Genomic DNA, 21,106 nt, shown 5'->3' on the forward strand with positions numbered 1-21,106 from the left:
TAATTAACGGCAATCAACATCTTACCAGCAGTAATTGTTAACCAAGAGTTGACAAAAATCAACTTTCGATTAACATAGCATGAAAATCACATCAAAATCAATGAAGTGAAAGAGTGATGGCGTTTTGCGAAAATCGATTCTACAGTCTTATGAGCAAACAGGATGACAAATGAAAACCAGTCCCACTTATAAATTTATCTTTCTTATAAAATAAATAGAAACGAAATTAAAAATTGATCCAGATCAAAATCAATTATTTATATAGCTCGCATGATATTCATACTTATTAAATATTACGTTTAAAAGTACTCTGGAAGAAAAGACCACCTATTTAAGACGTCATGGTTAAATAGCTAAAAAAATAATTAAGTAACTAAAAAAAGCAATGCTAGTCTTACCGGGACGTTAAATCGCATTCTTCATAACTTGCAGACAAATACTATGAAACCAACATCCACCATGAATGACCCCGTCAAGGCTGTTCCTGCCCCAGCGGGACAAAAAAAACGCATGATAATGCTGTTCCTGCCGGTGCTGGTGGCGGTGCTACTGCTGCTGGTTCCGGTCCCCGCAGGGCTGGAACCCTACGCCTGGCACTTCTTTGCCATCTTCGTCGGAGTCATCGTCGGGTTGATCTTTGAACCGCTGCCCGGCGCGGTCATTGGCCTGACCGGGGTGGTGGTTATCGCCCTGTTCAGCCAGTGGCTGCTGTTCAGCCCGGCAGAGCTGGCCGATCCTAAATTTAAGATCCCAGGCGCGGCCTTTAAGTGGGCGGTCAGTGGATTCGGCAACTCTACCGTCTGGCTGATCTTCGGTGCCTTTATGTTCGCCGCCGGCTATGACAAAACCCAGTTTGGTCGTCGACTGGCCCTGATCCTGGTGAAGTATCTGGGTCGCCGCAGCCTGACGCTGGGTTATGCCATTACCTTCGCCGACCTGCTGCTGGCGCCGTTTACGCCGTCGAACACCGCGCGCAGCGGCGGGACTATCTATCCCATTATTGCCAACCTGCCGCCGCTGTACGGCTCTAAGCCAAACGATCCGAGCGCGCGTAAAATCGGTTCCTACCTGATGTGGGTAGCGATCACCGCGGCCTGTATCACCAGTTCGATGTTCCTTTCCGCGCTGGCGCCTAACCTGCTGGCGCTGGCGCTGGTTAAAAGCATCATCGGCTATGAAATCTCCTGGGGTAACTGGTTCCTGGCCTTCCTGCCGCTGGGGGTAATCCTGATCCTGCTGATGCCTTTACTGGCCTACTGGTTCTATCCGCCGGAAGTGAAGGTTAACGATGAAGTTCCGCGTTGGGCAACCAGCGAGCTGGAGAAACTGGGCAGGCTGTCCCGTAATGAGATCCTGCTGCTGGTGTTTGTTTGTAGCGCCCTGCTGATGTGGATTTTCGCCACGGACTGGATTGAGCCAGCCATGGCGGCGCTGCTGGTCGTGGTGCTGATGCTGTGGACCGGCGTGCTGAACTGGAACGACATTACCAGCAACAAACCGGCCTGGAACACCTTCGCCTGGTTCGCCACCCTGGTGGCGCTGGCGGATGGCCTGGCGCGCGTCGGCTTTATTGCCTGGTTAGGGAAAGAAGGCAGCCACCTGCTGCAAGGCTATGACCCACAAATTTCTGCGGTCGTGCTGCTGGTCGCCTTCTTCCTGCTGCACTATCTGTTTGCCAGTACCACTGCGCATACCACCGCGCTGCTTCCGGCGACGCTGACCATCGCCGCATCAATTCCAGGCATCAACATGCCCGTGTTCTGTCTGATGATGGTGACTTCACTGGGCGTGATGGGGATTATCACCCCTTACGGCACCGGCCCAAGCCCGATTTACTACGGGAGCGGCTACCTGCCAACTAAAGACTACTGGCGTCTGGGCACCATCTTCGGCGCTATCTTCCTCGGCGGCATGATGCTGATTGCCTACCCATGGATGGTAATGATGTTCTGATGTTCAGCGGCGTCATGCCGCCGGACATGTAGATGTTGATAAATTGTTATATTATCCATCCCCTTGCCAGTCAGAGCCGGCTGGCAAGGATGACCACCTGAAATTATCCGTCGCCAATGATTTTGCCTGTTGATTCAGCGGCAACACGTCATTAAGTGAGAAAACAATGTCGAACAAACCTTTCTATTATCAGAACCCCTTCCCGCTCGCCCCGGACGAGACCGAATACTATCTGCTGACTGAGGACTACGTTTCCGTCGCGGAATTCGACGGGCAGGAAGTGCTGAAGGTGGACCCGCAGGCGCTGACCGTCATGGCGCAGCAGGCCTTCCACGACGCCTCCTTTATGCTACGCCCGGCCCACCAGCAGCAGGTTGCCGCCGTGCTGGCCGACCCGGAAGCCAGCAAGAACGACCGCTACGTCGCGCTCCAGTTTCTGAGGAACTCTGAGATTGCCGCTAAGGGCGTGCTGCCAACCTGTCAGGACACCGGCACGGCAATCATCAGCGGTAAAAAAGGCCAGCGCGTCTGGACCGGCGGCGGCGATGAGGCGGCCCTGTCCCAGGGCGTCTACAACACCTACATTCAGGATAACCTGCGCTACTCTCAGACCGTGGCGCTGGATATGTATAAAGAGGTGAATACCGGCACCAACCTGCCCGCGCAGATCGACCTCTACAGCGTTGATGGCGACGAGTATAAATTCCTCTGCATCGCCAAGGGCGGCGGTTCAGCGAACAAAACCTATCTCTATCAGGAAACCAAGGCGCTGCTGAGTCCGGCTAAGCTGAAGGATTATCTGATCGGCAAAATGCTGACGCTTGGCACCGCCGCCTGCCCGCCGTACCATATTGCGTTTGTGATTGGCGGTACCTCGGCAGAAAGCACCCTGAAGACCGTTAAGCTGGCTTCCACCCATTACTATGACGGGCTGCCGACCGAAGGCAACGAGCACGGCCAGGCCTTCCGCGACGTGCAGCTGGAACAGGAGCTGCTGGCCGAGGCGCAGCAGCTTGGGCTGGGCGCGCAGTTTGGCGGCAAATACTTCGCGCACGATATTCGCGTCATCCGCCTGCCGCGTCACGGCGCGTCCTGCCCCGTTGGCATGGGCGTTTCCTGCTCCGCAGACCGCAACATTAAGGCGAAGATCAACCGCAGAGGGATCTGGATTGAAAAGCTTGAGGACAATCCGGGCAAATATATCCCTGCCGAGCTGCGTGAACAGGGCGAAGGCGAAGTGCTGCATATCGACCTTAACCGTCCAATGAAAGCCATCCTCGAGCAGCTTTCCCAGCACCCGGTTTCCACGCGCCTGTCGCTGAGCGGCACCATTATCGTCGCGCGCGATATCGCCCATGCCAAACTGAAAGAGCGTCTGGATAATGGCGAGGGCCTGCCGCAGTACGTCAAGGACCATCCGATTTATTATGCAGGCCCGGCCAAAACGCCGGAAGGTTATGCCTCTGGCTCCTTAGGCCCAACTACCGCAGGCCGTATGGATTCCTACGTTGACCAGTTGCAGGAAGCTGGCGGCAGCCTGATTATGCTGGCGAAGGGCAACCGCAGCCAGCAGGTGACGGATGCCTGCCATAAGCACGGCGGCTTCTACCTGGGCAGCATCGGCGGCCCGGCAGCGGTGCTGGCGCAGCAGAGCATCAAAAGTCTGGAGTGCGTGGAGTATCCAGAACTGGGTATGGAAGCGATCTGGAAAATCGAGGTGGAAAACTTCCCGGCGTTCATCCTGGTCGATGACAAAGGCAACGATTTCTTCCAGCAAATTCAGCAGGAACAGTGCACACGGTGCGCGAAATAATAGCCTGACCGGTGCCCCGTGATGGTCTACGGGGCGCCTTCACCCACAACCCTCCCCGTTACCTGCGACAAGTCATTTCCTGTTCTGCTCAACTACGCCTGAAGGACCATGCTGGTGCAGCCGCACCGTCTTATAGCGCCCTTTTTTCTGCCTGCGATCGCTGAACTCTCAACCCACTGTTAATTAACTGATTAATTTACCGTCAGCCTGGCACACTCTTTGCAAAATTTAATTACTCGATTAATTAATCGGGTCCTTGCCGGGTAACGGGCACGGTCAGACCACGTTATTTCACAGGAGAAAAGTTATGACGGTTGACGACGCGATCGCGCTTTTCGATCAGCAACGAGAGAAGATTTGGTTCGAACAGCCCGCTGAAATCACGGCGCTGGGCCGTGGCGAAGTGCCACGCGGCACCGGCTCGCGGGGACAGTATCTCAGCACCATTATTTTTGCCGAAGGCGAAGCGCGCACGCTGGCCGACGAAATGCTGTGGGGAGTGATCCGCGTGGCGGAAGATAACCCAACGGGCGCGGACCTGAAGACGCTACAGATGATCATCAAAGAAATTATCGGCTACAAGGCCGACTTCTTCGACTTCGTCAGCCTGCCGGATGCGGCAAGGCTGCTGCATACCTACGTACAGGTGGCCAGCGAGTGTCAGAGCCTGGACGAACTGGTACGCCTGTCCCACGCGGCCCTCTCCTGGGCCAACCGCCTGCATATGTGGGTCGACTTTATTCTTCCCTGGGGGCTGGGTGACGGCTTCCGCCGCGTCAAAGCCTGATACGCCTGGAGAAACCATGAAATTACAGATGAGTGTGGCGGGCGAGAAAGTCTGCGTGATTGAAGTGTGGGATGACAAAGTGCCTAACCTGTGCAGCGCGCTGCGCGAGAAGCTGCCGATGAAAAGCGTTTTGCAGCACGGCAAGCTGATTGGCGATATGGTGTTTTTCACCATGCCGATCGTCGCCCCGTGGGAAAACAAATACAAAACGGAAGAGGTAGGAAAACTTCGCCGCGAGCAGTATGGCAAAGTCACCGGCGCGGTCTGCTATTACAGCCCGCGTCAGCAGTTCTGCGTGGTGTACGGTGATGATACCGCCGAAGAACCGCTGCCGATTTCCTATATCGGTGAAGTGGTGGAAGGCGCGCTGGAACTCCGCGTTACCGGCCTGGAAACCTGGTTCGATCAGGGACGGGTGGTCGAGCTGAGCATTATCGGTTAGGCAGGCGGGCCGGTGCGCAACCGGCCCACTCCTCAGGCCAGCAGGTCGCGCATCGCCTGCTCAATCTGCGCGGACTCCTGCGCAAATCGCCCCGGCGCTCCGGCGCAGTGGCCGCAAGGCGAAACGATCGGCTGGAACTCCCCTCCGCTGACCAGTCCGCATTCCAGCCTGCTCTCCTCCAGAGTAAAATAACTGTCCGTGTCGCAGGGCATCACCCTCGTTCTGGCCGTTATGGCCTTTAATGCCGCCGTCCAGTCGCCTCGGTAGTCAGCCAGCAGCCCGATGTCAGCCTGTTGCCAGGCGTAGAGCATTGCCAGCAAATCGTTAGCATCGCAGCCCTGATGATCTTCTTCCCACGCTTGCAGCAGCGCCTGCTGGCTGGCGAATCCCAGCTGCTGGTAGCGCTGCTCGCGGAAAAACTGCGCGGAGTACGCCCATCCGGCATAGACCCGCCCAAATGCCGCCAGCCCCTTCAGCGGCGGCGAACTGTAGTTGCCCCCCTGCCAGGCTTCATCCGCCTGAAGCGCCGCTTTTACGCCGTCGAGGAAAAGGTGGTTAAGCGGCCAGCAGCGCGCCGAACCGCACACCGCGAGCACATTACGCACCAGACTGGGCCAGGCCGCCGCCCAGTGCCAGGCCTGCATCGCCCCCATCGACCAGCCGCTGGCCAGCGCAATCTGCCTGATACCCAGGTGATTAATCAGCAGCTGGTACTGCGCATGAATATTGTCGATCAGCGTCACTTGCGGAAACTGGCTGCCGGGCTGTAGCCGCGAATTGCTGGGTGAGGTAGAAACGCCGTTGCCAAACATATTCACCAGCACAATGTACCAGCGGGCAGGATCCAGCGCTCTGCCCTCGCCGATTAACGGGTGATAGCTCCTGTCGCTGCCGGTGTAGTAGCTGAACAACACCACGGCGTTATCCCGCGCCGCGTTCAGCTGACCAAAAGCCTGCCAGCCAATCTGCGCCTCGCGCAGCACGCCGCCCTGCGCCAGCGCCAGATCGCCCAACTGATGAAATTCACGCTTGCTCATGCCCACGCCCTCAGTGACTATGATATGATTAATTAATCAGTTAACTTAATTGAAAATGTTTTCACGCAGGCAGCATAAGGGTGTTCAGATGAAGGAAGCGGAACGTTCCACCAGCGAGACCGGCAGTAAAAAAGCGAAGAAATCCCAGAGTGAAGTGGCCGACCTGCTGCAATCCTCCGCCTTTGAACTGTTTGCCCACCAAAACTACTCCTCGGTCAGAATCAAAGATATTGCTACCGCGACCGGCATGAATTCCGCGCTGATCTATTACTATTTCGGCTCAAAGGAAGATCTGTTTATCAAGGTGATCGAAACCGCGGTCGAGAACGCTTTTCGCAAGTTTGACAGCGTCATCGGCAGTGAAAACGGGCCGAAAGACATTCTGTTTTTATGGATTGAGATCCATATTACCCAGTTCCACCTGCTGCAAAAGCTGGCAAAAATCAGCCTCGACTACTCAAGCACCAATGGCCGCATCCCCTCGATCGATAAAGCGATTAAAAAGTTTTACGAGAAGGAGTCGGTGATCCTGAAAAACACCCTTAAAGAGGGCATTGCCGCCGGACACTTCCGCGAGGTCAACCCGGCGGAGATGGCGATGCTGATCTCTACCTTCCTTGACGGCGTGCTGTTTCGCAACGTGATGTTCCCGACCTTTAAATACCGGCACGCCATCCAGGTGATGCGGGAATTTGTCTTCGATCAGCTGGAGCCGCGCTAACCGTCAGGGCGACCTCGTACGCCCTGACGCGGGTTTGCATCAGAAAATCGTGCTGTAACGGTCGATCTCCCACTGGCTGACGTGCAGGTGATAGCTGTTCCATTCCTGTAGCTTGTACTTCACAAACTCATCCTTCAGCGCTTTGCCGAGCGTCGCTTCAACAAAGGGATCGCTGTCAAAGGCTTCCACCGCCTCCAGCAGGTTTTGCGGCAGAAAATCAATCCCGCGCGCTTTACGCTCCGCCTCGCTGATGGCGTAAAGGTTGTCTTCGTTAGGCTGACGGGGATCGATTTTTTCGCGGATGCCCTCCAGCCCCGCGGCCAGCGCCAGCGTGGCGGCCAGATAAGGATTCACCGCGCCGTCGGCGTTACGCGATTCGCAGCGGCCGCCGCCAGCCGGTACGCGGACGGCGTTGGTGCGGTTATTGGAACCCCAGGAGTTAAATACCGGCGCCCAGCTGAAGTAGCTCATCGCCCCCTGACGGACCAGCCGCTTGTAGCTGTTGACGGTTGGCGCAAAGGCGGCGCACAGCGCGCGGCCGTGTTTCAGCAGCCCGCCGATAAAGTGATAGCCAGTTTCGCTAAGCCCGAGTCCCCAGGGATCGTCGTTGCTGCCTGCCTGATGCTTAAACAGGTTATCGCCGGTTTTCAGGTCATACAGCGACATATTAAAATGTGCGCCGGTGCCGGTTTTGTCCGGGAACGGTTTTGGCATTGTCGTCGCTACCAGGCCCAGCTCTTTGGCGTAGTGTTTAGCCATAAAGCGGAAGAAGATGAAGCGGTCGCAGGAGGTCAGCGCATCGGCGTAGTTAAAATCGAACTCGAACTGGGAGTTGCCGTCCTCGTGGTCCAGCGAGTAGAGGTCCCAGCCCAGCTCGTTGATGGTAGTGGAGACTTTATCCAGCCAGGCGAACTGATCGACAAAGCCCTGTAGGTCATAGCAGGGTTTGGTCAGCTTATTGTCCTTCTCCGGCACCGACAGCGAGCCGTCCTCGTCACGCTTCAGCAGGTAGATCTCGCACTCGATCCCCAGGTTGAAGCCGTAGCCCATTTTATTCGCCTGGCTGAGCACATTTTGCAGCGCCACGCGGGTGTTCAGCTCGTAGGGTTTGCCCTGGAAATGGTTGTCTGCCGGCATCCAGGCGATTTTGGGCTCCCAGGGCAGCTGGATAATATGATCAAGGTCGGGGACTGAGGTCAGCTCGTCCTCATTGGGTAACTGGCCCAGCCCGTCCAGCGCATAGCCGGTATAGCGCTCAGAACCTGCGGCCATTTGCGGCAGGTGCTCTATCGGCACCACTTTCCCCTTGGGCACCCCGTGAATATCCACATAGGCGCCGATGCAATACTCCACGCCCTTTTGTTTCAGGCTCTGCTTAATTTCCGCAATCTGTCCGGCTGTTTTCATCATTATCCTGCCTCAGCTATGTTCTACGATCGGGTGCGGGACATACGGCGCTTCAAGCTGGCCGATCTCCTCCGCGGTAAGGGTGAGCTCGCTGGCGGCCACCGCCTCTTCAAGATGGAGAAATTTCGTCGCGCCTATCACCGGGGCAGCCACCGCTTTGCGGGTATAGAGCCACGCCAGCGCGATTTGCGCCTGGGAAACCCCGCGTGAGGCCGCCACCGTCGTCACCGCCTGGATCACCCGGCGGTCGGCCTCTTCAGTGGCTTTGTAGAGAAATTCGGCGTAGGAATCTTTCCCACCGCGCTCGCTGCTCTGCTGCGCCTCCACCGGGCGGGTCAGCCTGCCGCGCGCCAGCGGGCTCCACGGCGTGACCCCAACGCCTTCGCTGGCGCACAGCTCAAGCATTTCGCGCTCTTCCTCGCGGTACAGCAGGTTGAGGTGGTTCTGCATAACGATAAATCGCGCCCAGCCTTGATACTTCTGTAGCTGGAGCGCTTTGCTGAACTGCCAGGCGTACATGGAGGACGCGCCGAGATAGCGCACCTTGCCCGCTTTGACCAGGTCGTGCAGCGCTTCCAGCGTCTCCTCCAGCGGCGTCTCGTAGTCCCAGCGGTGGATCTCATACAGATCGATATAGTCAGTGCCCAGGCGGCGCAGGCTGTGATCGCACTCGGCAAAGATCGTCTTGCGCGACAGGCCTTTGCTGTTGGCTCCCTGGCGCATCGGGTTATAGAGTTTGCTGGTGATCACCACTTCATCACGATTAGCAAAATCCTTCAGCGCCCTGCCCAGCACCTCTTCGCTGGCGCCTTTGGCGTAAATGTTCGCCGTATCGAAGAAGTTAATCCCCAACTCCAGCGCTTTTTTAATAAATGTCCGGCTCTGCTGTTCGTCAAACGTCCAGCTGTAGCCGCTGGCGGCAGGCGGAGCGTAGGTTACGCAGCCCAGGCTCAGGGCGGAGACTTCCAGCCCGGAGTGGCCCAGCTTCAGGGTTCTCATCGCGATTCCTCAACATTCAGTTTGCGTTTCAGGTAGTTGGCAAGGTGCCAGATCGAGGTTTCCAGATGGCTGAGCCGTCCGGGGCGGGCCAGCTGTGAACGGCTGCCCCGCTGCTGGAGCTCGTTGATCTCCAGATCTTCGGCGACGATGGTCATCACCCCCGCACGCATCCGCTCGACGGTGGCGCTGAAGTCCGCTCTTGACGCGGCCTGTTTCGAAACCAGCACCACGCGGTGCCATACCGACATCGTGTTGCTGAGCGGCAGAATAACGTTGATCGTCACGCGGTCAGGGTTCAGCGACATCAGGCAGGTGGGGTACAGCAGCAGCAGGTCGCTACGGCGCAGGTCATCGCCCTCCAGCCCGCTGAACGACTCCAGCCCTTCGGTCATGATTTCGCTCATTTCGCCATTTTTGCGCAGCGGCTGATGGCAGACAGTCCAGCCCGGCGTGTCTTCACCAATCCAGGTGAGGCGTCCGGGGAAGCTGTCTTCCAGCGTGGTGCGATGCACGCCCGCGTGGTGATAGCATTCGATAAAGGTCTCCACCGCCATTTTCCAGTTGAACGGGCAGTCATAGTCCAGGGTGAACGCGCACTGGAGGTCGGTAAGATGATATTTTTCGAGCACCGGCACCAGCGGAGCAAGCCGCTCGCTGAGCGGGGCAATCGTGGCGGAGAAGGTAACGAAGATCATCCCGGCAACGATTTCATGGCGGATCTGCGGCAGCTGGCAGTCGTGGCGATCGAAGCCTTCCGCCTGCTGCATGGAGGGCGCGCCGCTCAGCTTGCCTTCGGTGTTGTAGCTCCAGTTATGAAAGGGACAAACGAATACCCGCGCGTTGCCGCTGCCGCTGGCGATGGGCACCCAGCGATGCAGGCAGACGTTAGACATCACCCGGATGCCCTGAGCGTTGCGCACCACCAGCAGCGGCTCGCCGACCACGTCCAGCGTAAAATAGTCGTTTTCAACCGGCAGTTGCGCAACGTGACCGACAAACAGCCAGTCCTCGCGTAGCACTTTCTGTTGTTCAATGCGGAAGAACGCCTCGCTGTTATAGGCTTCGGCCGGTAAGGTTTCGGCCCTGGCGGCGTTCTCACTCTGCTGCCCAAGGATCTGGCGGGTAATGGCTTCGCCGTCGTCATAGCGGTAGGCGATTTTCTGTTCAGTCTGCATGAAATTATCCTTAGCGGCCTGGCGCCGCGGGATGAAGGTCAACGGTGATTTTGCCTAACTCGGCTTCCAGCAGCGGGATCACCCGCTCGCCAAACAGCTCAAGTGAACGGCGCGCCCTGGCTATCGGCATATCACCAAACTGGAAAAAACAGTTGTAATGGCTGGGACGAATGTCGCGCACTTCGCTGAGAATGCGCTCGGCCACCGTCCCGGCATCGCCAAACATCAGGTTGTCGCAAACCTGATCCAGCCAGGGTTCGCCTGCGAAAGGAGGCGCTTCGATAAACGCGTCGCCGGTCACCTTGGTGTTGCCCTGTAAAGCCACAATCATCCGGGCGACGAACATCGCCCGTTCGGCGGCTTCCCGCGCTTCACTCCGGCTGTCGGTGACGTGAATATATTGCTGGACCGCTACCGGCATGTTGCCGTCCAGCCCGGCCTCCTGCCAGCCTGCACGGGCATCCCGCACCCTCTGCCGCAGCTTGTGGCTGCCACGGTAGCCCGCAGTCATAAACGGCGTAGCCTGCCAGGGCTGAAAAGCTTTCAGTACTGTCGGATTGGTGGAGGTGATGTAGACCGGCGGCAGCGGCTGCTGCAGCGTATCCAGCAAAAAGTCGGTGTTCAGCGGCGCGCCATGACGATCGGTACTGACCGTTTTTCCGCTAGTCAGGGCGTCGCTGACCAGCTGCCAGTGCGCCAGCAGCCGATCGCTACGGGTTTCCACGTCCAGCCCGTAGCGATCAAATTCCCAGGCCTGATAGCCGCTGCCCACGCCCAACACCAGCCGCCCCTCGGTCAGTCGATCCACCAGCGCGATCTCCTGAGCGATGCGCATCGGCTGGTATAGCGGCAGCACGATCACCGCCGTACCCAGCTTGATCCGTCGCGTGTAGCCCGCCATATGCGCGGCCATCAGCAGCGGCGACACGCTGATCGAGTAGTTGGTAAAGTGGTGCTCAGCAAACCACGCGGTCTCAAAGCCGATGGCTTCCGCCAGCTGAATCATCTCTCGCGTATCCTGAATAACCCCCTGCAAACCTCGGGCGTTATCCTTAAAAGACATCAAGTTAAATAAACCCAGTCTCATCATCTTCCCCGGACAAGTAGAAGCACGGTGAGCTATCTCACCCGACCTTTGCTGTAATGTTTTTCTATGCGGGTCTGCACAGCGCTGAGCAGCGTTGTTGCGACCAGATACCAGATGCAAGCCACAATCAATAAAGGAATGTTTTCGTAGGTTCTTGAATAAATGGCCTGCGCGGAATAGAGCAGGTCCGACAGCGAAATCACGCTAACCAGCGAGGTGGTCTTCAACATGCCGATGATCTGATTGCCGGTCGGCGGAATGATAAACGGCACCGCCTGCGGCAGCGTGACCCGCTTCAGGTACTGGGACTTTTTCATCCCCAGCGCGCGGGCGGCTTCCTGCTGTCCGTCATCCACCGAGGAGATCCCCGCGCGGATAATCTCCGCCATATAGGCCGACTCATTCAGCCCGAGACCGAGGATCGCCGCCGTCCAGGGGGTGATCAGATCGTTCATGCTGCCCTGCCACAGCGTAAACACGCCGGGGATACCCACAGTGACCGTGGGATAAAGCACGGCCAGGTTGTACCAGAAGATCAGCTGCACCAGCACCGGCGTACCGCGAAAAAACCAGATCCAGCCGCCGCTAAACCCCACCAGCAGCGGATTGGAAGAGAGGCGCATCACCGCAATCACCACGCCCAGCACAATCGCCAGCAGCATAATGACCAGCGTCAGCCAGCTGGTCGTCGCTAACCCGCTGAGAATGGTTGGCGAAAACAGGTATTTACCTACCGTTGCCCAGCCGAAGTTCTGATTGGTGACCATTGATTCACCGACCAGCCCAATCAGCGCGGCGATCGCCAGCATCGATATCCAGCGGCCGTAATAGCGGGACGGCATCACCTTTAGCTGGTCATGCGGCCAGGGATTTTCTTTGCTGGCCCGTAATCTGCTGGCGTTAAGCGCCTGGTGGTTATCTGTCATCACAATTCTCTTTTCGTTACGCATGGGAACAACCGTACAGAAAGTCGAATTAATTAATCGATTAATTAACACTACAGGCGATCGGTTAGATCCGTCAACACAATTCCCTGCCGGTCGATTATAAAATTCGCGTGAGGAAATCCCGCGTGCGCGGATGAGAAGGCGCGCTGAACATCGCCTGTGGCGCCCCGCTTTCAACGATGGCCCCGTTATCCATAAACGCCACCTTCGAGGCGACGTCCCTGGCAAAAGACATCTCGTGAGTCACGATCACCATCGTCATTCCTTCCCTGGCCAGCACGCGCATCACGTCCAGCACTTCGCCAACGAGCTCCGGGTCCAGCGCCGAAGTCGGCTCGTCAAACAGCATCAGCGTCGGCTTCATGGCCAGCGCTCTGGCAATCGCCACCCGCTGCTGCTGGCCCCCCGACAGGGACGAGGGATAAGCATGGTAACGGTGGCTGAGTCCTACGCGATCCAGCAGCGCTTTCGCCTCCATTTTTGCCTGCGCCCTGGGGATCTTTTTCACCGTTACCGGCGCCTCCATCACGTTCTCCAGCGCGGTCATATGGCCAAACAGGTTAAAACGCTGAAAGACCATGCCGATCTGCCTGCGCTTCAGCGCTATCTCCGCCTCTTTGAGTTCATAAAGACGATCGCCCTCGCGTCGGTATCCCACCATCTCGCCATCGACGTACAGCGCGCCGCCGTCGATTTTCTCCAGGTGGTTGATACAGCGTAAAAAAGTCGATTTCCCCGAGCCGGAAGGCCCGATCAGGCACACCACGTCGCCTTTACCAATCGTCAGATCCACACCTTTAAGGATCTCCACGCCGCTGAACGATTTTCTGACCTGGTGAGCTTCCACTACCCCAACTTCAGCCGTCATCCTCTTCCCCTTTCAGATTAATGCGTCATATACCAGGTACTGGCTCCGCCGCCGTCGACCAGCAGCATCTGGCCGGTGATATAGCTGGCCGCATCCGAGGCCAGAAAGCAGACGGTCTGGGCAATTTCTTCCGGTGTTCCGGCCCTTTTTAGCGGCAGACGCGCCACCTCTTCGGCCAGCTCCGGCTCCTGCTGCTGCCAGCCCGAATCTGCCGGACGAATAGGGCCGGGACTGACGCCGCAGACTCTAATCCCCAGCGGCGCCCACTCCAGCGCCATCTGCTGAGTCAGATTCACTACCGCCGCTTTCGACGGGCCATAGGCTCCCGCCCCCGGATAGCAACGATGAGCCGACGCGCCAGCGATGGTGATGATGACGCTACCGTGCTGCATTCGCCGCGCCACCTCCGTGCAGACGACGAAAGTCCCATCGAGATTGGCGCTGACAACCTGCCGCCACCGTTCATCGCTGAGGGCAAGCAGCGGTGCCTGAGCCGTACTGCCCGCATTGTTGACCAGGAGCTGAAAACTGCCCAGCTCCTCTCCGATAGCCTCAAGCGCCGCTACCACTTCCGACCGCACCGTCATGTCCGCCTTGCGGTAACAGGCTCTGACGCCCAGAGCCCGCAGAGAAGCCACCGCGTTTTCCGCCGCTGCGCTATCCGAGCGAATAATCAATGCAATATTGACGCCATTCCTCGCCAGCGCCTGGGCGATAGCCAGGCCAACGCCTTTCGAACCGCCGGTCACCAGCGCCGTTTTTCCCGTTAATCCCTGCATGATAATGCCTCCGGTAAAAAGGTTTCCGGCACGCCCTCGGCCAGCGTGCGCCCGCAGAGATAGCCCCACGTCAGGTTTGGCCCTAACGTGGTGCCCGCCCCCACCGCGCGGGTGCCGATTGGGTTTGCCATTGCCACCCCAGCGCAGAACAGCCCCTGAATCGTCCCGCCGTCTTTATGCTGCACGCGGCCATAGCGATCGGTACGCGGGCCGCCCTTGGTAGCCAGGAACGTGCGGTTAAACGGGATGGCGATATAAGGTGCCCGCTTAATCGGCAGCAGGCCGCCGCGCAGCCGCGTATCGCTTTTGCCGTGAGCCTGAGCGCGATGACGCTGAAAATCACCGTCCTCGCCGCGCAGGCAGAAGTCGTTAAAGCGGGTGACGCTGGCCTGCAGCGCTGCTGGCGGCAGCGCCGTTTGCGCCGCCAGCGCGGTCAGCGTCGGCGCCCTGCGCAGCCAGCCAGGCGTACGCCAGGCGTAATAGCGCAGCAGCGGCGAGCGGCTGAGCAGGCTGGCATCGGCAATCAGCCAGGCGGGCAGCTGTTTCGGGCTGCCGTCCGCTTCACGTTCGTCCAGCGCTTCGCCCAGGTTAAAGGTGAATTCGTTTACGAAGCGCTGCCCCTGCCGGTTAACCAGAATCGCGTTTGGCTCATACTGAAAAAAGACCGACAGGCCATAGCGCTCACCCAGATAGCGGCCCGGAATGCCGCCGCCTATCGTCGCCTGATCCATATGCGCCAGCTCAGCCCCAACCGCTTCCGCCATCCGGTGGCCGTCGCCGCTGTTGGTCGTCGGGCTGGCGATAAAATCCATCGCGCCGGGAAAATGCCGCTGACGACGCTGGGCATCCCATTCAAACCCGCCACAGGCCAGCACCACGCCACGGCTGGTAAGGATGCGCAGCAGCCTGCCCCGCTGGTTGATTAGCGCGCCGCTAACCTGCCGATCGCTGCTGGTCAGCAGCGTTTCCACCCTGGCCTGCGTTTCCACCTGACAACCGAGCCTCAGGCAGCCTTCCAGCAGGCCCGCTATCAGCGCCGCCCCCTTGGTTCGGGTACGCGTGACCGCCCGCCAGACCAGCTTAGGGGCCATGCGCAGACTTTCACGCAGCGGATGATGCCAGATGTCCAGCCCTATGGTTTCGTGATAGGTATAGAGCTGCGGCAGCGGCGAAGGCCGGATTTTCCAGCCCTTCTGCCGAATAACCGAAGACCTCAGCGGCAGAGGCGCCACCATTCGTCCCTGGCTTTTTGCTCCGGGCACGTCAGGTAACGGATCGGCTTCAGAGGTCAGAGCAAATTTCAGCGGCGTGTGCCGTTCGATAAATTGCAGCATTTCGCCTGCGCCTTCGGCAAACGCCTGCCAGAGCGCCGCCTCGGTCTGCGACCAGCCGTCAGGCGCGCTGGCGCTCAGGTAGCGCAGAGCCTCTTCCGGCGAATCGGCCAGCCCGGCGGCGCTGGCATGATGATTAGCCGGAACCCAGGTGGCGCCGCCGGACATCGCCGTGGTGCCGCCCAGCCAGGCTGATTTCTCAGCCACCAGCACCGATAGCCCAGCCGACGCCGCCCGCAGGGCAGCGCTGAGCGCCGCGCCGCCAGATCCCACCACCAGCACGTCGCAGTGGCGGGTTTCATCAGCGATAAGCGGCGACATTACAGCGGATTAGTGCTGGTGAGGTTGATCCCCGGCTTCTCAAGCTTCATCGGGCCAAGGTCCCACTTCTCCATCACTTTGTCGTAGGTGCCGTTGGCCACCAGCACGTTCAGCGCCTTCAGCAGCACCTCAGCCAGCTGTTTATTTTCATGCGCCACCACGATCCCCAGGTAATATTTCGGCATCAGAGGCATTGAAACAGTGCGAATCGGCTTCGGCGCTTTCTTCTTAATATCATCCACCGAGGCGGCGTCGTTCAGCACAAAGTCAACGCGCCCGGAGTACAGCCCCAGCAGCACCGCATCGGCGGAAGGCAAGGTCACGCTTTGAATGGCAGGCTTGCCGTTTTTAGTACAGTTGGGCGAATAGATCTCATTGATGGCATGCTCAAAGTCGGTGCCGGTCTGGACTCCCACCTTCAGGCCGCACAGCGTCAGAGGGTCGGGCTTGATAGTTGTTTCGCTGGCGAGGGTATAGACCTCGCTGGTGGCATAGGCGTAGTTCACGAACGTGACCTGCTTTTCACGCTCCAGGCTGTCGGAGATGCACTCCATCGCCACATCGTAGCGGCCGCTTTTAACGCCGGGGATCAGCCCGGCAAAATCGATCGATACGGGCTTAACGCTGACGCCCAACACCTCGCCCAGCGCATTCCACAGGTCCGGCTCAAAACCGACCATCGTTTTGTTGTCTTCGGCAAAAGATTCGCAGGGTGGATAATGCGCGTCAGTCACCAGGTTAAGGGTTTTACTGCTGCGGATTTTCTCAGGGAGCTGCGCATGCAGCGCCGCGTCCATCGCCAGCGGCTTTTCTGCCGCCGGGGCGTAAAGTGAAAACGCGCCAAGGGAGCAGGCGGTGATGGCGCTTAACAACAGTGTTTTCATGCTCATGCTTTTAACTCCAGATAGAAAGGCGAATCGCCTGATGGCCCTGATGATCAAAAAAGCAATAAGTGAATCAGAACGTTGCCCCTGGTCCCGGCTGACGTTTCCAGCAAAAGATTTGCAAGCCTTGTGCCATTTTTTAAATAACTAATTAATTAACAGCCGAACAAGGCTTTGCCTGCAAAGTGAGTGAAGTGACGATAAAAACCGTGCTCAAATTATCACCACAAAGGTGCAAGGGAGATCATTTTCTGGTGCAGAGCGGAAGGGATAAAACGACCTGAAAAACCCTGACCAGCTCACATTTTCCGGGTTACTGGCGCCTGACGCGGTAAAAATCGTCTAAAGTTTGTATCGGGGTCAATAACTTACAGACAATGATCGTCTGAAGATGGAGAACGACGAATGCAGAGAGTCGAGAAGCGTCAATGGAAAGCTGTTCTGGTGCTGCCGCTGTTGGTCGCGGCGCTGACACAAACGGGCTATGCGGCGCAGGGAGAAGGTGAACAGCGCCTGCTGAACCCGGCGCCCCAGCCGCCTGATGTGGTGCTGGGCCCCTTATTCCACGCGGTTCAGGCGGCAAAACTTTTCCCCGACCAAAAAACGTTCGCGGATGCCGTCCCCAACAGCAATCCCACGTCGATTCTGGCCGACTGGCAGATGCAGAAAAAGCAGCGGAATTTTGATTTACGCCACTTTGTGGACGCCAATTTTACCCTTTCCGCCGACGGGGAGAAATACGTACCGCCCGCCGGACAAAGCCTGCGCGAACACATTAACGGTCTGTGGCCTGTGCTGACGCGTTCTGCTCAGCAGGCCAGCCAGTGGGATTCGCTGCTGCCGCTGCCCAAACCTTACGTCGTGCCCGGCGGTCGTTTCCGCGAGGTTTATTACTGGGACAGCTATTTCACCATGCTGGGCCTTGCCGAGAGCGGGCACTGGGACAAAGTGCAGGATATGGTGGAAAACTTCGCTCACGAGCTGGATGCCTGGGGCCATATCCCTAACGGCAACCGCAGCTATTATCTCAGCCGCTCGCAGCCGCCATTCTTCAGCATGATGGTCGATTTGCTGGCGCAGCATCAGGGCGACAGCGCCTACAGTCACTATCTGCCGCAGTTGCAAAAAGAGTATGACTACTGGATGGCGGATGCCGACAGCGTGAAGCCCGGAGAGGCCAGCAAGCGTGTGGTAAAACTGAAAGACGGCACCGTGCTGAACCGCTACTGGGATGCCCGCGACGTGCCGCGCACCGAATCCTATATGGATGATATTGCCACCGCCCAGAAGGCCAGCGGTCGCGATAAGCCCGAACTGTACCGCGACCTGCGGGCCGGTGCCGCTTCCGGCTGGGACTTCAGCTCGCGCTGGTTCGATAAGCCTGACGATCTCTCCACCATTCATACCACGCGGATTATCCCGGTCGATCTGAACGCGCTGATGTTCCACCTGGAGAAAACCCTCGCCCGCGCCAGTAAAGTGGTGAATAACGACCAGGCGGCGCAGCGTTTCGATCGGCTGGCGGAGAAGCGCCAGACCGCTATAAATCGTTACCTCTGGGATGATAAGCAGGGCTGGTACGCCGACTATGACTGGCAAAAAAACGCGGTTCGCCCGCAGCTAACGGCGGCGACGCTGTTCCCTCTTTATTTACAGGCGGCAACCGGAGAGAAAGCCACCCGCACGGCCGCGGCGGTTAAATCCCGCCTGCTGAAAGAGGGCGGTCTGGCAACCACCAACGTTAGCAACGGCCAGCAGTGGGACGCGCCAAACGGCTGGGCTCCCTTACAGTGGGCGGCCGTTCAGGGGTTGAATAACTATGGTCAACAGCCTCTGGCTAAGGATATCGGTATGCGCTTCCTGCAAAACGTGCAGGCTACCTATGATAAGGAGCATAAGCTGGTTGAGAAGTACGTGGTGGAAGGTAAAGGACTGGGCGGCGGCGGAGGCGGCGAGTACCCGCTGCAGGACGGCTTCGGCTGGACCAACGGCGTTACGCTGAAATTAATGGACCTCTACTGCCCGAAAAACAGCACCTGTAATAACGTCAGCGATTTGACCAAAAGCCAGTAATCGCCGGGAATGGCGGCACAGTTGCCTGACGCGGCTTTGACTGAAAGGATTAGCCGTTCTGATAGCTGGCGCCGTCATGGGCGTGATTGCCGGACCGGGTCCGGCAATGCTGGCAGAGGCTCACCTCCCCTGCCTCCTGCCATAACGAGATAATTCCCTTATCTTTACGGGTGAACAGATAAGCAAATTCAATGCTTGAAACCTACCTGCGGAAAGATAATAATTCTCATTGAGATTATCATAAATCTTTACATTATCGTAAGGCGCGTCTTTCACCTGTAACAGCGCCTACGGATTTCACTTCGCATTTTGTAAGGGAATTGACAATGAGAATGGCTTTTACTTTAAAGCGTTCTGCCTTGCTTTGCTCCATTGCTCTGGCTACACCCGCTTTCACTTTCGCAGCAGATACCCTGGTTGTCACCGCGCAACCCGCCGAGACCGCGTCCACACCAACAGAGGGTTACACAGCAAAAACCACTAAAGGCGCAACCAAAACCGATCGCCCGCTGATCACTACCGCCCAGTCCGTTTCCGTCGTCACCCACCAGCAGATAGAAGACCAGGGCGCGATGGATGTTAACCAGGCGCTGAACTATACCGCCGGGGCATTTACCAACTTCGCCGGCGCAGCGACCCGTTACGATACCGTTTCCCTGCGCGGCTTCCACGGCGGCGATGTGGACAACGTCTTCCTCGACGGTCTGCGTCTGATGAGCGATCCCGGCAGCTACAACGTGTTGCAGGTAGACCCGTGGTTCCTTGAGCGTATCGACGTCATCAAGGGTCCTTCCTCTGCCCTGTACGGTCAGACGGTGCCGGGCGGCCTGGTAATGGAAACGTCTAAACGTCCTCAGTTTACTCAGGAAGGCCATTTCCGCGCCTCTACGGGCACCAACTCCACCAACAGCGCCGCCTTTGATTACACTAATGCGATCAACGATCAGTGGGCGTTTCGCCTGACGGGGATCACCCGCAACAGCGATACCCAGTACGATCACACCCGTGAAGAGAAATATGCGATCTCCCCTTCCGTGCTGTGGCAGCCGGATGAGGACACCTCGCTGCTGCTGCGCGCCTATTTGCAGAAAGATCCCTCCGGCGGCTACCACAGCGCCGTGCCGGGCGACGGCAGCATTACCGAACACAATGGCCGTAAGCTGAGCAACGGTTTCTACGACGGCGACAGCTCGCTGGATCAGTTCAAGCGTAACGAGCAGATCTACAGCTATGAGTTCTCGCACCGCTTCAATGACACCTGGGCCTTCCGCTCGAACGCCAGCTATTCCCACTCTAACGTCGATCTGGATCAGGTTTATCAGATTGGCTGGGACAGCGTTAACCCTGACCTGCTGAACCGCTACTATTCCGGCTCGCGCTCTTCGCTGGATGCCTTTGCGATTGATAACCAGCTGGAAGCGGATTTCGCTACTGGCGAAGTGGATCACAGAGTGGTACTGGGCGGCGAATACCACCAGTATAAGAACGACCTGAGCGATGCCGCCGGGCTGGCCAACCAGCTGAACGCGCTGACCGGTCAGGCCGTGGGCGCGCCGCTGAGCTATACCTTTACCAACTCGCAGCGCCGTTACTACCAGACCGGCGTCTATCTCCAGGATGAAATGACCTGGCAGAAATGGCACCTGGATCTGTCCGGCCGCTATGACCGCATCGTTTCAGAGACCAATGATTACTCGACCGACACGAAAAACCGTCGTCAGGACGATCACGTCAGCGGACGCGCCGCGCTGCTGTATGCCTTCGACAACGGCATCTCGCCTTATGCCAGCTACAGCCAGGCTATCACCCCGCAGTCGCTGTCTGGACAGGACGGCAACCTGCTGAAACCCACCACCTCAGAACAGTATGAGGCCGGGGTGAAATACCAGCCAAACGGCACTTCCGATCTCTACTCGGTGGCCGTTTACGATCTGACGCAGAAAGATGTCGGTAACCGCGTAGTCGTCGGCTCCTACTATGAGCCTGCCGGTAAGGTTCATTCACAGGGTATTGAGCTCGAAGCTCATAACCAAATCACCCCGCGTCTGAGCACCATCGCCAACTACACGCTGAACCATGTTCGTTTCAAGGATTCGGTGGATGGCAACGATGGGCATACGCCTTACGTCACGCCAAACTCAATGGCGTCGGCCTGGGCGAAATACCAGCTTGACTGGGGGATCAGCGTGGGTGCGGGCGTTCGCTATATCGGCAAACAGTGGGCAGACAATGAGAACACCACTCGCCTGCCGTCCGCCACGCTGTTCGATGCATCGGTTCGTGCCGATCTGGGCAACTGGAACAGCAGCCTGAAAGGCGCATTTGTGCAGGTTAACGCCAATAACCTGACCGACCGCGAATACGTGTCTGCCTGTTACGGTACCGGCTACTGCTACTGGGGTGCCGAGCGCACCGTGGTCGCCACCGTCGGCTACGATTTCTAATCCGCTACAAGCAGAAAACGTGACTAGTCCTGATATAG

17 protein-coding genes are annotated in these 21,106 nt (G+C 57.8%); 7 read left to right on the forward strand and 10 right to left on the reverse strand.

Features of this window, described 5'->3' with window-relative positions:
• Positions 1-441 precede the first annotated feature (441 nt).
• The 4 genes from NG99_RS23405 to NG99_RS23420 all read left to right on the forward strand — a co-directional run bounded on the left by NG99_RS23405 (position 442) and on the right by NG99_RS23420 (position 4,995).
• On the forward strand, positions 442-1,953 hold the full coding sequence (locus NG99_RS23405; protein WP_034898382.1) for an anion permease: 1,512 nt from the start codon (positions 442-444) through the stop codon (positions 1,951-1,953).
• Between the two features lie 166 nt (positions 1,954-2,119).
• Positions 2,120-3,766, forward strand: a complete 1,647-nt coding sequence (gene fumA, locus NG99_RS23410) for a class I fumarate hydratase FumA (RefSeq protein WP_034898384.1) — start codon at positions 2,120-2,122, stop codon at positions 3,764-3,766.
• A 307-nt stretch (positions 3,767-4,073) separates the two neighbouring features.
• Positions 4,074-4,553, forward strand: a complete 480-nt coding sequence (locus tag NG99_RS23415; RefSeq protein ID WP_034898386.1) for a cucumopine synthase-related protein — start codon at positions 4,074-4,076, stop codon at positions 4,551-4,553.
• 16 nt (positions 4,554-4,569) lie between these two features.
• A complete protein-coding gene (locus tag NG99_RS23420; RefSeq protein WP_034898387.1) occupies positions 4,570-4,995 on the forward strand; it encodes a DUF3830 family protein in 426 nt (141 codons plus the stop codon).
• A gap of 32 nt (positions 4,996-5,027) precedes the next feature.
• On the opposite strand, the gene NG99_RS23425 is transcribed toward NG99_RS23420, so the two are convergent.
• Positions 5,028-6,032 carry an alpha/beta fold hydrolase gene (locus NG99_RS23425; RefSeq protein ID WP_034898390.1) on the reverse strand — a complete coding sequence of 335 codons (1,005 nt, stop codon included), beginning with the start codon at positions 6,030-6,032 and terminating at the stop codon, positions 5,028-5,030.
• Positions 6,033-6,120: 88 nt separating this feature from the next.
• Here NG99_RS23425 and NG99_RS23430 point away from each other — a divergent pair, with 88 nt between their 5' ends.
• Positions 6,121-6,753: a TetR/AcrR family transcriptional regulator gene (locus tag NG99_RS23430; RefSeq protein WP_034898392.1), complete on the forward strand. Its 633-nt coding sequence runs from the start codon at positions 6,121-6,123 to the stop codon at positions 6,751-6,753.
• 39 nt (positions 6,754-6,792) lie between these two features.
• Here NG99_RS23430 and glnT read toward each other — a convergent pair whose 3' ends face one another.
• The 9 genes from glnT to NG99_RS23475 form a co-directional block, all read right to left on the reverse strand.
• Positions 6,793-8,163, reverse strand: a complete 1,371-nt coding sequence (gene glnT, locus NG99_RS23435) for a type III glutamate--ammonia ligase (RefSeq protein WP_084110612.1) — start codon at positions 8,161-8,163, stop codon at positions 6,793-6,795.
• 9 nt (positions 8,164-8,172) lie between these two features.
• Entirely contained in the window at positions 8,173-9,159 is a 987-nt protein-coding gene (locus NG99_RS23440; protein WP_034898398.1) for an aldo/keto reductase, read from the reverse strand.
• Complete coding sequence (locus NG99_RS23445) at positions 9,156-10,334, reverse strand: aromatic ring-hydroxylating oxygenase subunit alpha (protein WP_034898400.1); 1,179 nt, start codon at positions 10,332-10,334, stop codon at positions 9,156-9,158. The genes NG99_RS23440 and NG99_RS23445 overlap by 4 nt, the downstream gene beginning before the upstream one ends.
• Positions 10,335-10,344: 10 nt before the next feature.
• Entirely contained in the window at positions 10,345-11,397 is a 1,053-nt protein-coding gene (locus NG99_RS23450) for an LLM class flavin-dependent oxidoreductase (protein WP_232298361.1), read from the reverse strand.
• Between the two features lie 56 nt (positions 11,398-11,453).
• On the reverse strand, positions 11,454-12,347 hold the full coding sequence (locus tag NG99_RS23455) for an amino acid ABC transporter permease (RefSeq protein WP_034898403.1): 894 nt from the start codon (positions 12,345-12,347) through the stop codon (positions 11,454-11,456).
• Positions 12,348-12,465: 118 nt separating this feature from the next.
• Entirely contained in the window at positions 12,466-13,236 is a 771-nt protein-coding gene (locus NG99_RS23460) for an amino acid ABC transporter ATP-binding protein (RefSeq protein WP_034898405.1), read from the reverse strand.
• 17 nt (positions 13,237-13,253) lie between these two features.
• Entirely contained in the window at positions 13,254-14,015 is a 762-nt protein-coding gene (locus tag NG99_RS23465; protein ID WP_034898406.1) for an SDR family NAD(P)-dependent oxidoreductase, read from the reverse strand.
• Positions 14,003-15,667 carry an FAD-dependent oxidoreductase gene (locus NG99_RS23470; protein ID WP_034898407.1) on the reverse strand — a complete coding sequence of 555 codons (1,665 nt, stop codon included), beginning with the start codon at positions 15,665-15,667 and terminating at the stop codon, positions 14,003-14,005. Before NG99_RS23470 ends, NG99_RS23465 begins: the two co-directional genes overlap by 13 nt.
• Positions 15,667-16,557 (reverse strand): ABC transporter substrate-binding protein, encoded by an 891-nt coding sequence (locus tag NG99_RS23475; RefSeq protein WP_034898409.1) that lies wholly within the window; start codon positions 16,555-16,557, stop codon positions 15,667-15,669. Before NG99_RS23475 ends, NG99_RS23470 begins: the two co-directional genes overlap by 1 nt.
• Before the next feature lie 399 nt (positions 16,558-16,956).
• On the opposite strand from NG99_RS23475, the gene treA reads away from it, so the two are divergent.
• Both treA and NG99_RS23485 read left to right on the forward strand, forming a co-directional pair.
• On the forward strand, positions 16,957-18,624 hold the full coding sequence (treA, locus tag NG99_RS23480; RefSeq protein ID WP_034898410.1) for an alpha,alpha-trehalase TreA: 1,668 nt from the start codon (positions 16,957-16,959) through the stop codon (positions 18,622-18,624).
• A gap of 326 nt (positions 18,625-18,950) precedes the next feature.
• Positions 18,951-21,068, forward strand: coding sequence for a TonB-dependent siderophore receptor (locus NG99_RS23485; protein ID WP_034898411.1), 2,118 nt, complete (start codon positions 18,951-18,953; stop codon positions 21,066-21,068).
• Positions 21,069-21,106 lie beyond the last annotated feature (38 nt).

Source organism: Erwinia typographi (genome assembly GCF_000773975.1).
GTDB classification, from domain to species: Bacteria; Pseudomonadota; Gammaproteobacteria; order Enterobacterales; family Enterobacteriaceae; genus Erwinia; species Erwinia typographi.

Bases quoted from the DNA above. Each gene is read 5' to 3' on its own strand.
- glnT (WP_084110612.1), bottom strand. From the start codon at position 8,163: ATGATGAAAACAGCCGGACAGATTGCGGAAATTAAGCAGAGCCTGAAA.
- NG99_RS23445 (WP_034898400.1), bottom strand. From the start codon at position 10,334: ATGCAGACTGAACAGAAAATCGCCTACCGCTATGACGACGGCGAAGCC.
- NG99_RS23425 (WP_034898390.1), bottom strand. From the start codon at position 6,032: ATGAGCAAGCGTGAATTTCATCAGTTGGGCGATCTGGCGCTGGCGCAG.
- NG99_RS23420 (WP_034898387.1), top strand. From the start codon at position 4,570: ATGAAATTACAGATGAGTGTGGCGGGCGAGAAAGTCTGCGTGATTGAA.
- treA (WP_034898410.1), top strand. From the start codon at position 16,957: ATGCAGAGAGTCGAGAAGCGTCAATGGAAAGCTGTTCTGGTGCTGCCG.
- NG99_RS23485 (WP_034898411.1), top strand. From the start codon at position 18,951: ATGAGAATGGCTTTTACTTTAAAGCGTTCTGCCTTGCTTTGCTCCATT.
- NG99_RS23470 (WP_034898407.1), bottom strand. From the start codon at position 15,667: ATGTCGCCGCTTATCGCTGATGAAACCCGCCACTGCGACGTGCTGGTG.
- NG99_RS23405 (WP_034898382.1), top strand. From the start codon at position 442: ATGAAACCAACATCCACCATGAATGACCCCGTCAAGGCTGTTCCTGCC.
- fumA (WP_034898384.1), top strand. From the start codon at position 2,120: ATGTCGAACAAACCTTTCTATTATCAGAACCCCTTCCCGCTCGCCCCG.
- NG99_RS23430 (WP_034898392.1), top strand. From the start codon at position 6,121: ATGAAGGAAGCGGAACGTTCCACCAGCGAGACCGGCAGTAAAAAAGCG.
- NG99_RS23460 (WP_034898405.1), bottom strand. From the start codon at position 13,236: ATGACGGCTGAAGTTGGGGTAGTGGAAGCTCACCAGGTCAGAAAATCG.
- NG99_RS23440 (WP_034898398.1), bottom strand. From the start codon at position 9,159: ATGAGAACCCTGAAGCTGGGCCACTCCGGGCTGGAAGTCTCCGCCCTG.
- NG99_RS23415 (WP_034898386.1), top strand. From the start codon at position 4,074: ATGACGGTTGACGACGCGATCGCGCTTTTCGATCAGCAACGAGAGAAG.
- NG99_RS23475 (WP_034898409.1), bottom strand. From the start codon at position 16,557: ATGAGCATGAAAACACTGTTGTTAAGCGCCATCACCGCCTGCTCCCTT.
- NG99_RS23455 (WP_034898403.1), bottom strand. From the start codon at position 12,347: ATGACAGATAACCACCAGGCGCTTAACGCCAGCAGATTACGGGCCAGC.
- NG99_RS23450 (WP_232298361.1), bottom strand. From the start codon at position 11,397: ATGTCTTTTAAGGATAACGCCCGAGGTTTGCAGGGGGTTATTCAGGAT.
- NG99_RS23465 (WP_034898406.1), bottom strand. From the start codon at position 14,015: ATGCAGGGATTAACGGGAAAAACGGCGCTGGTGACCGGCGGTTCGAAA.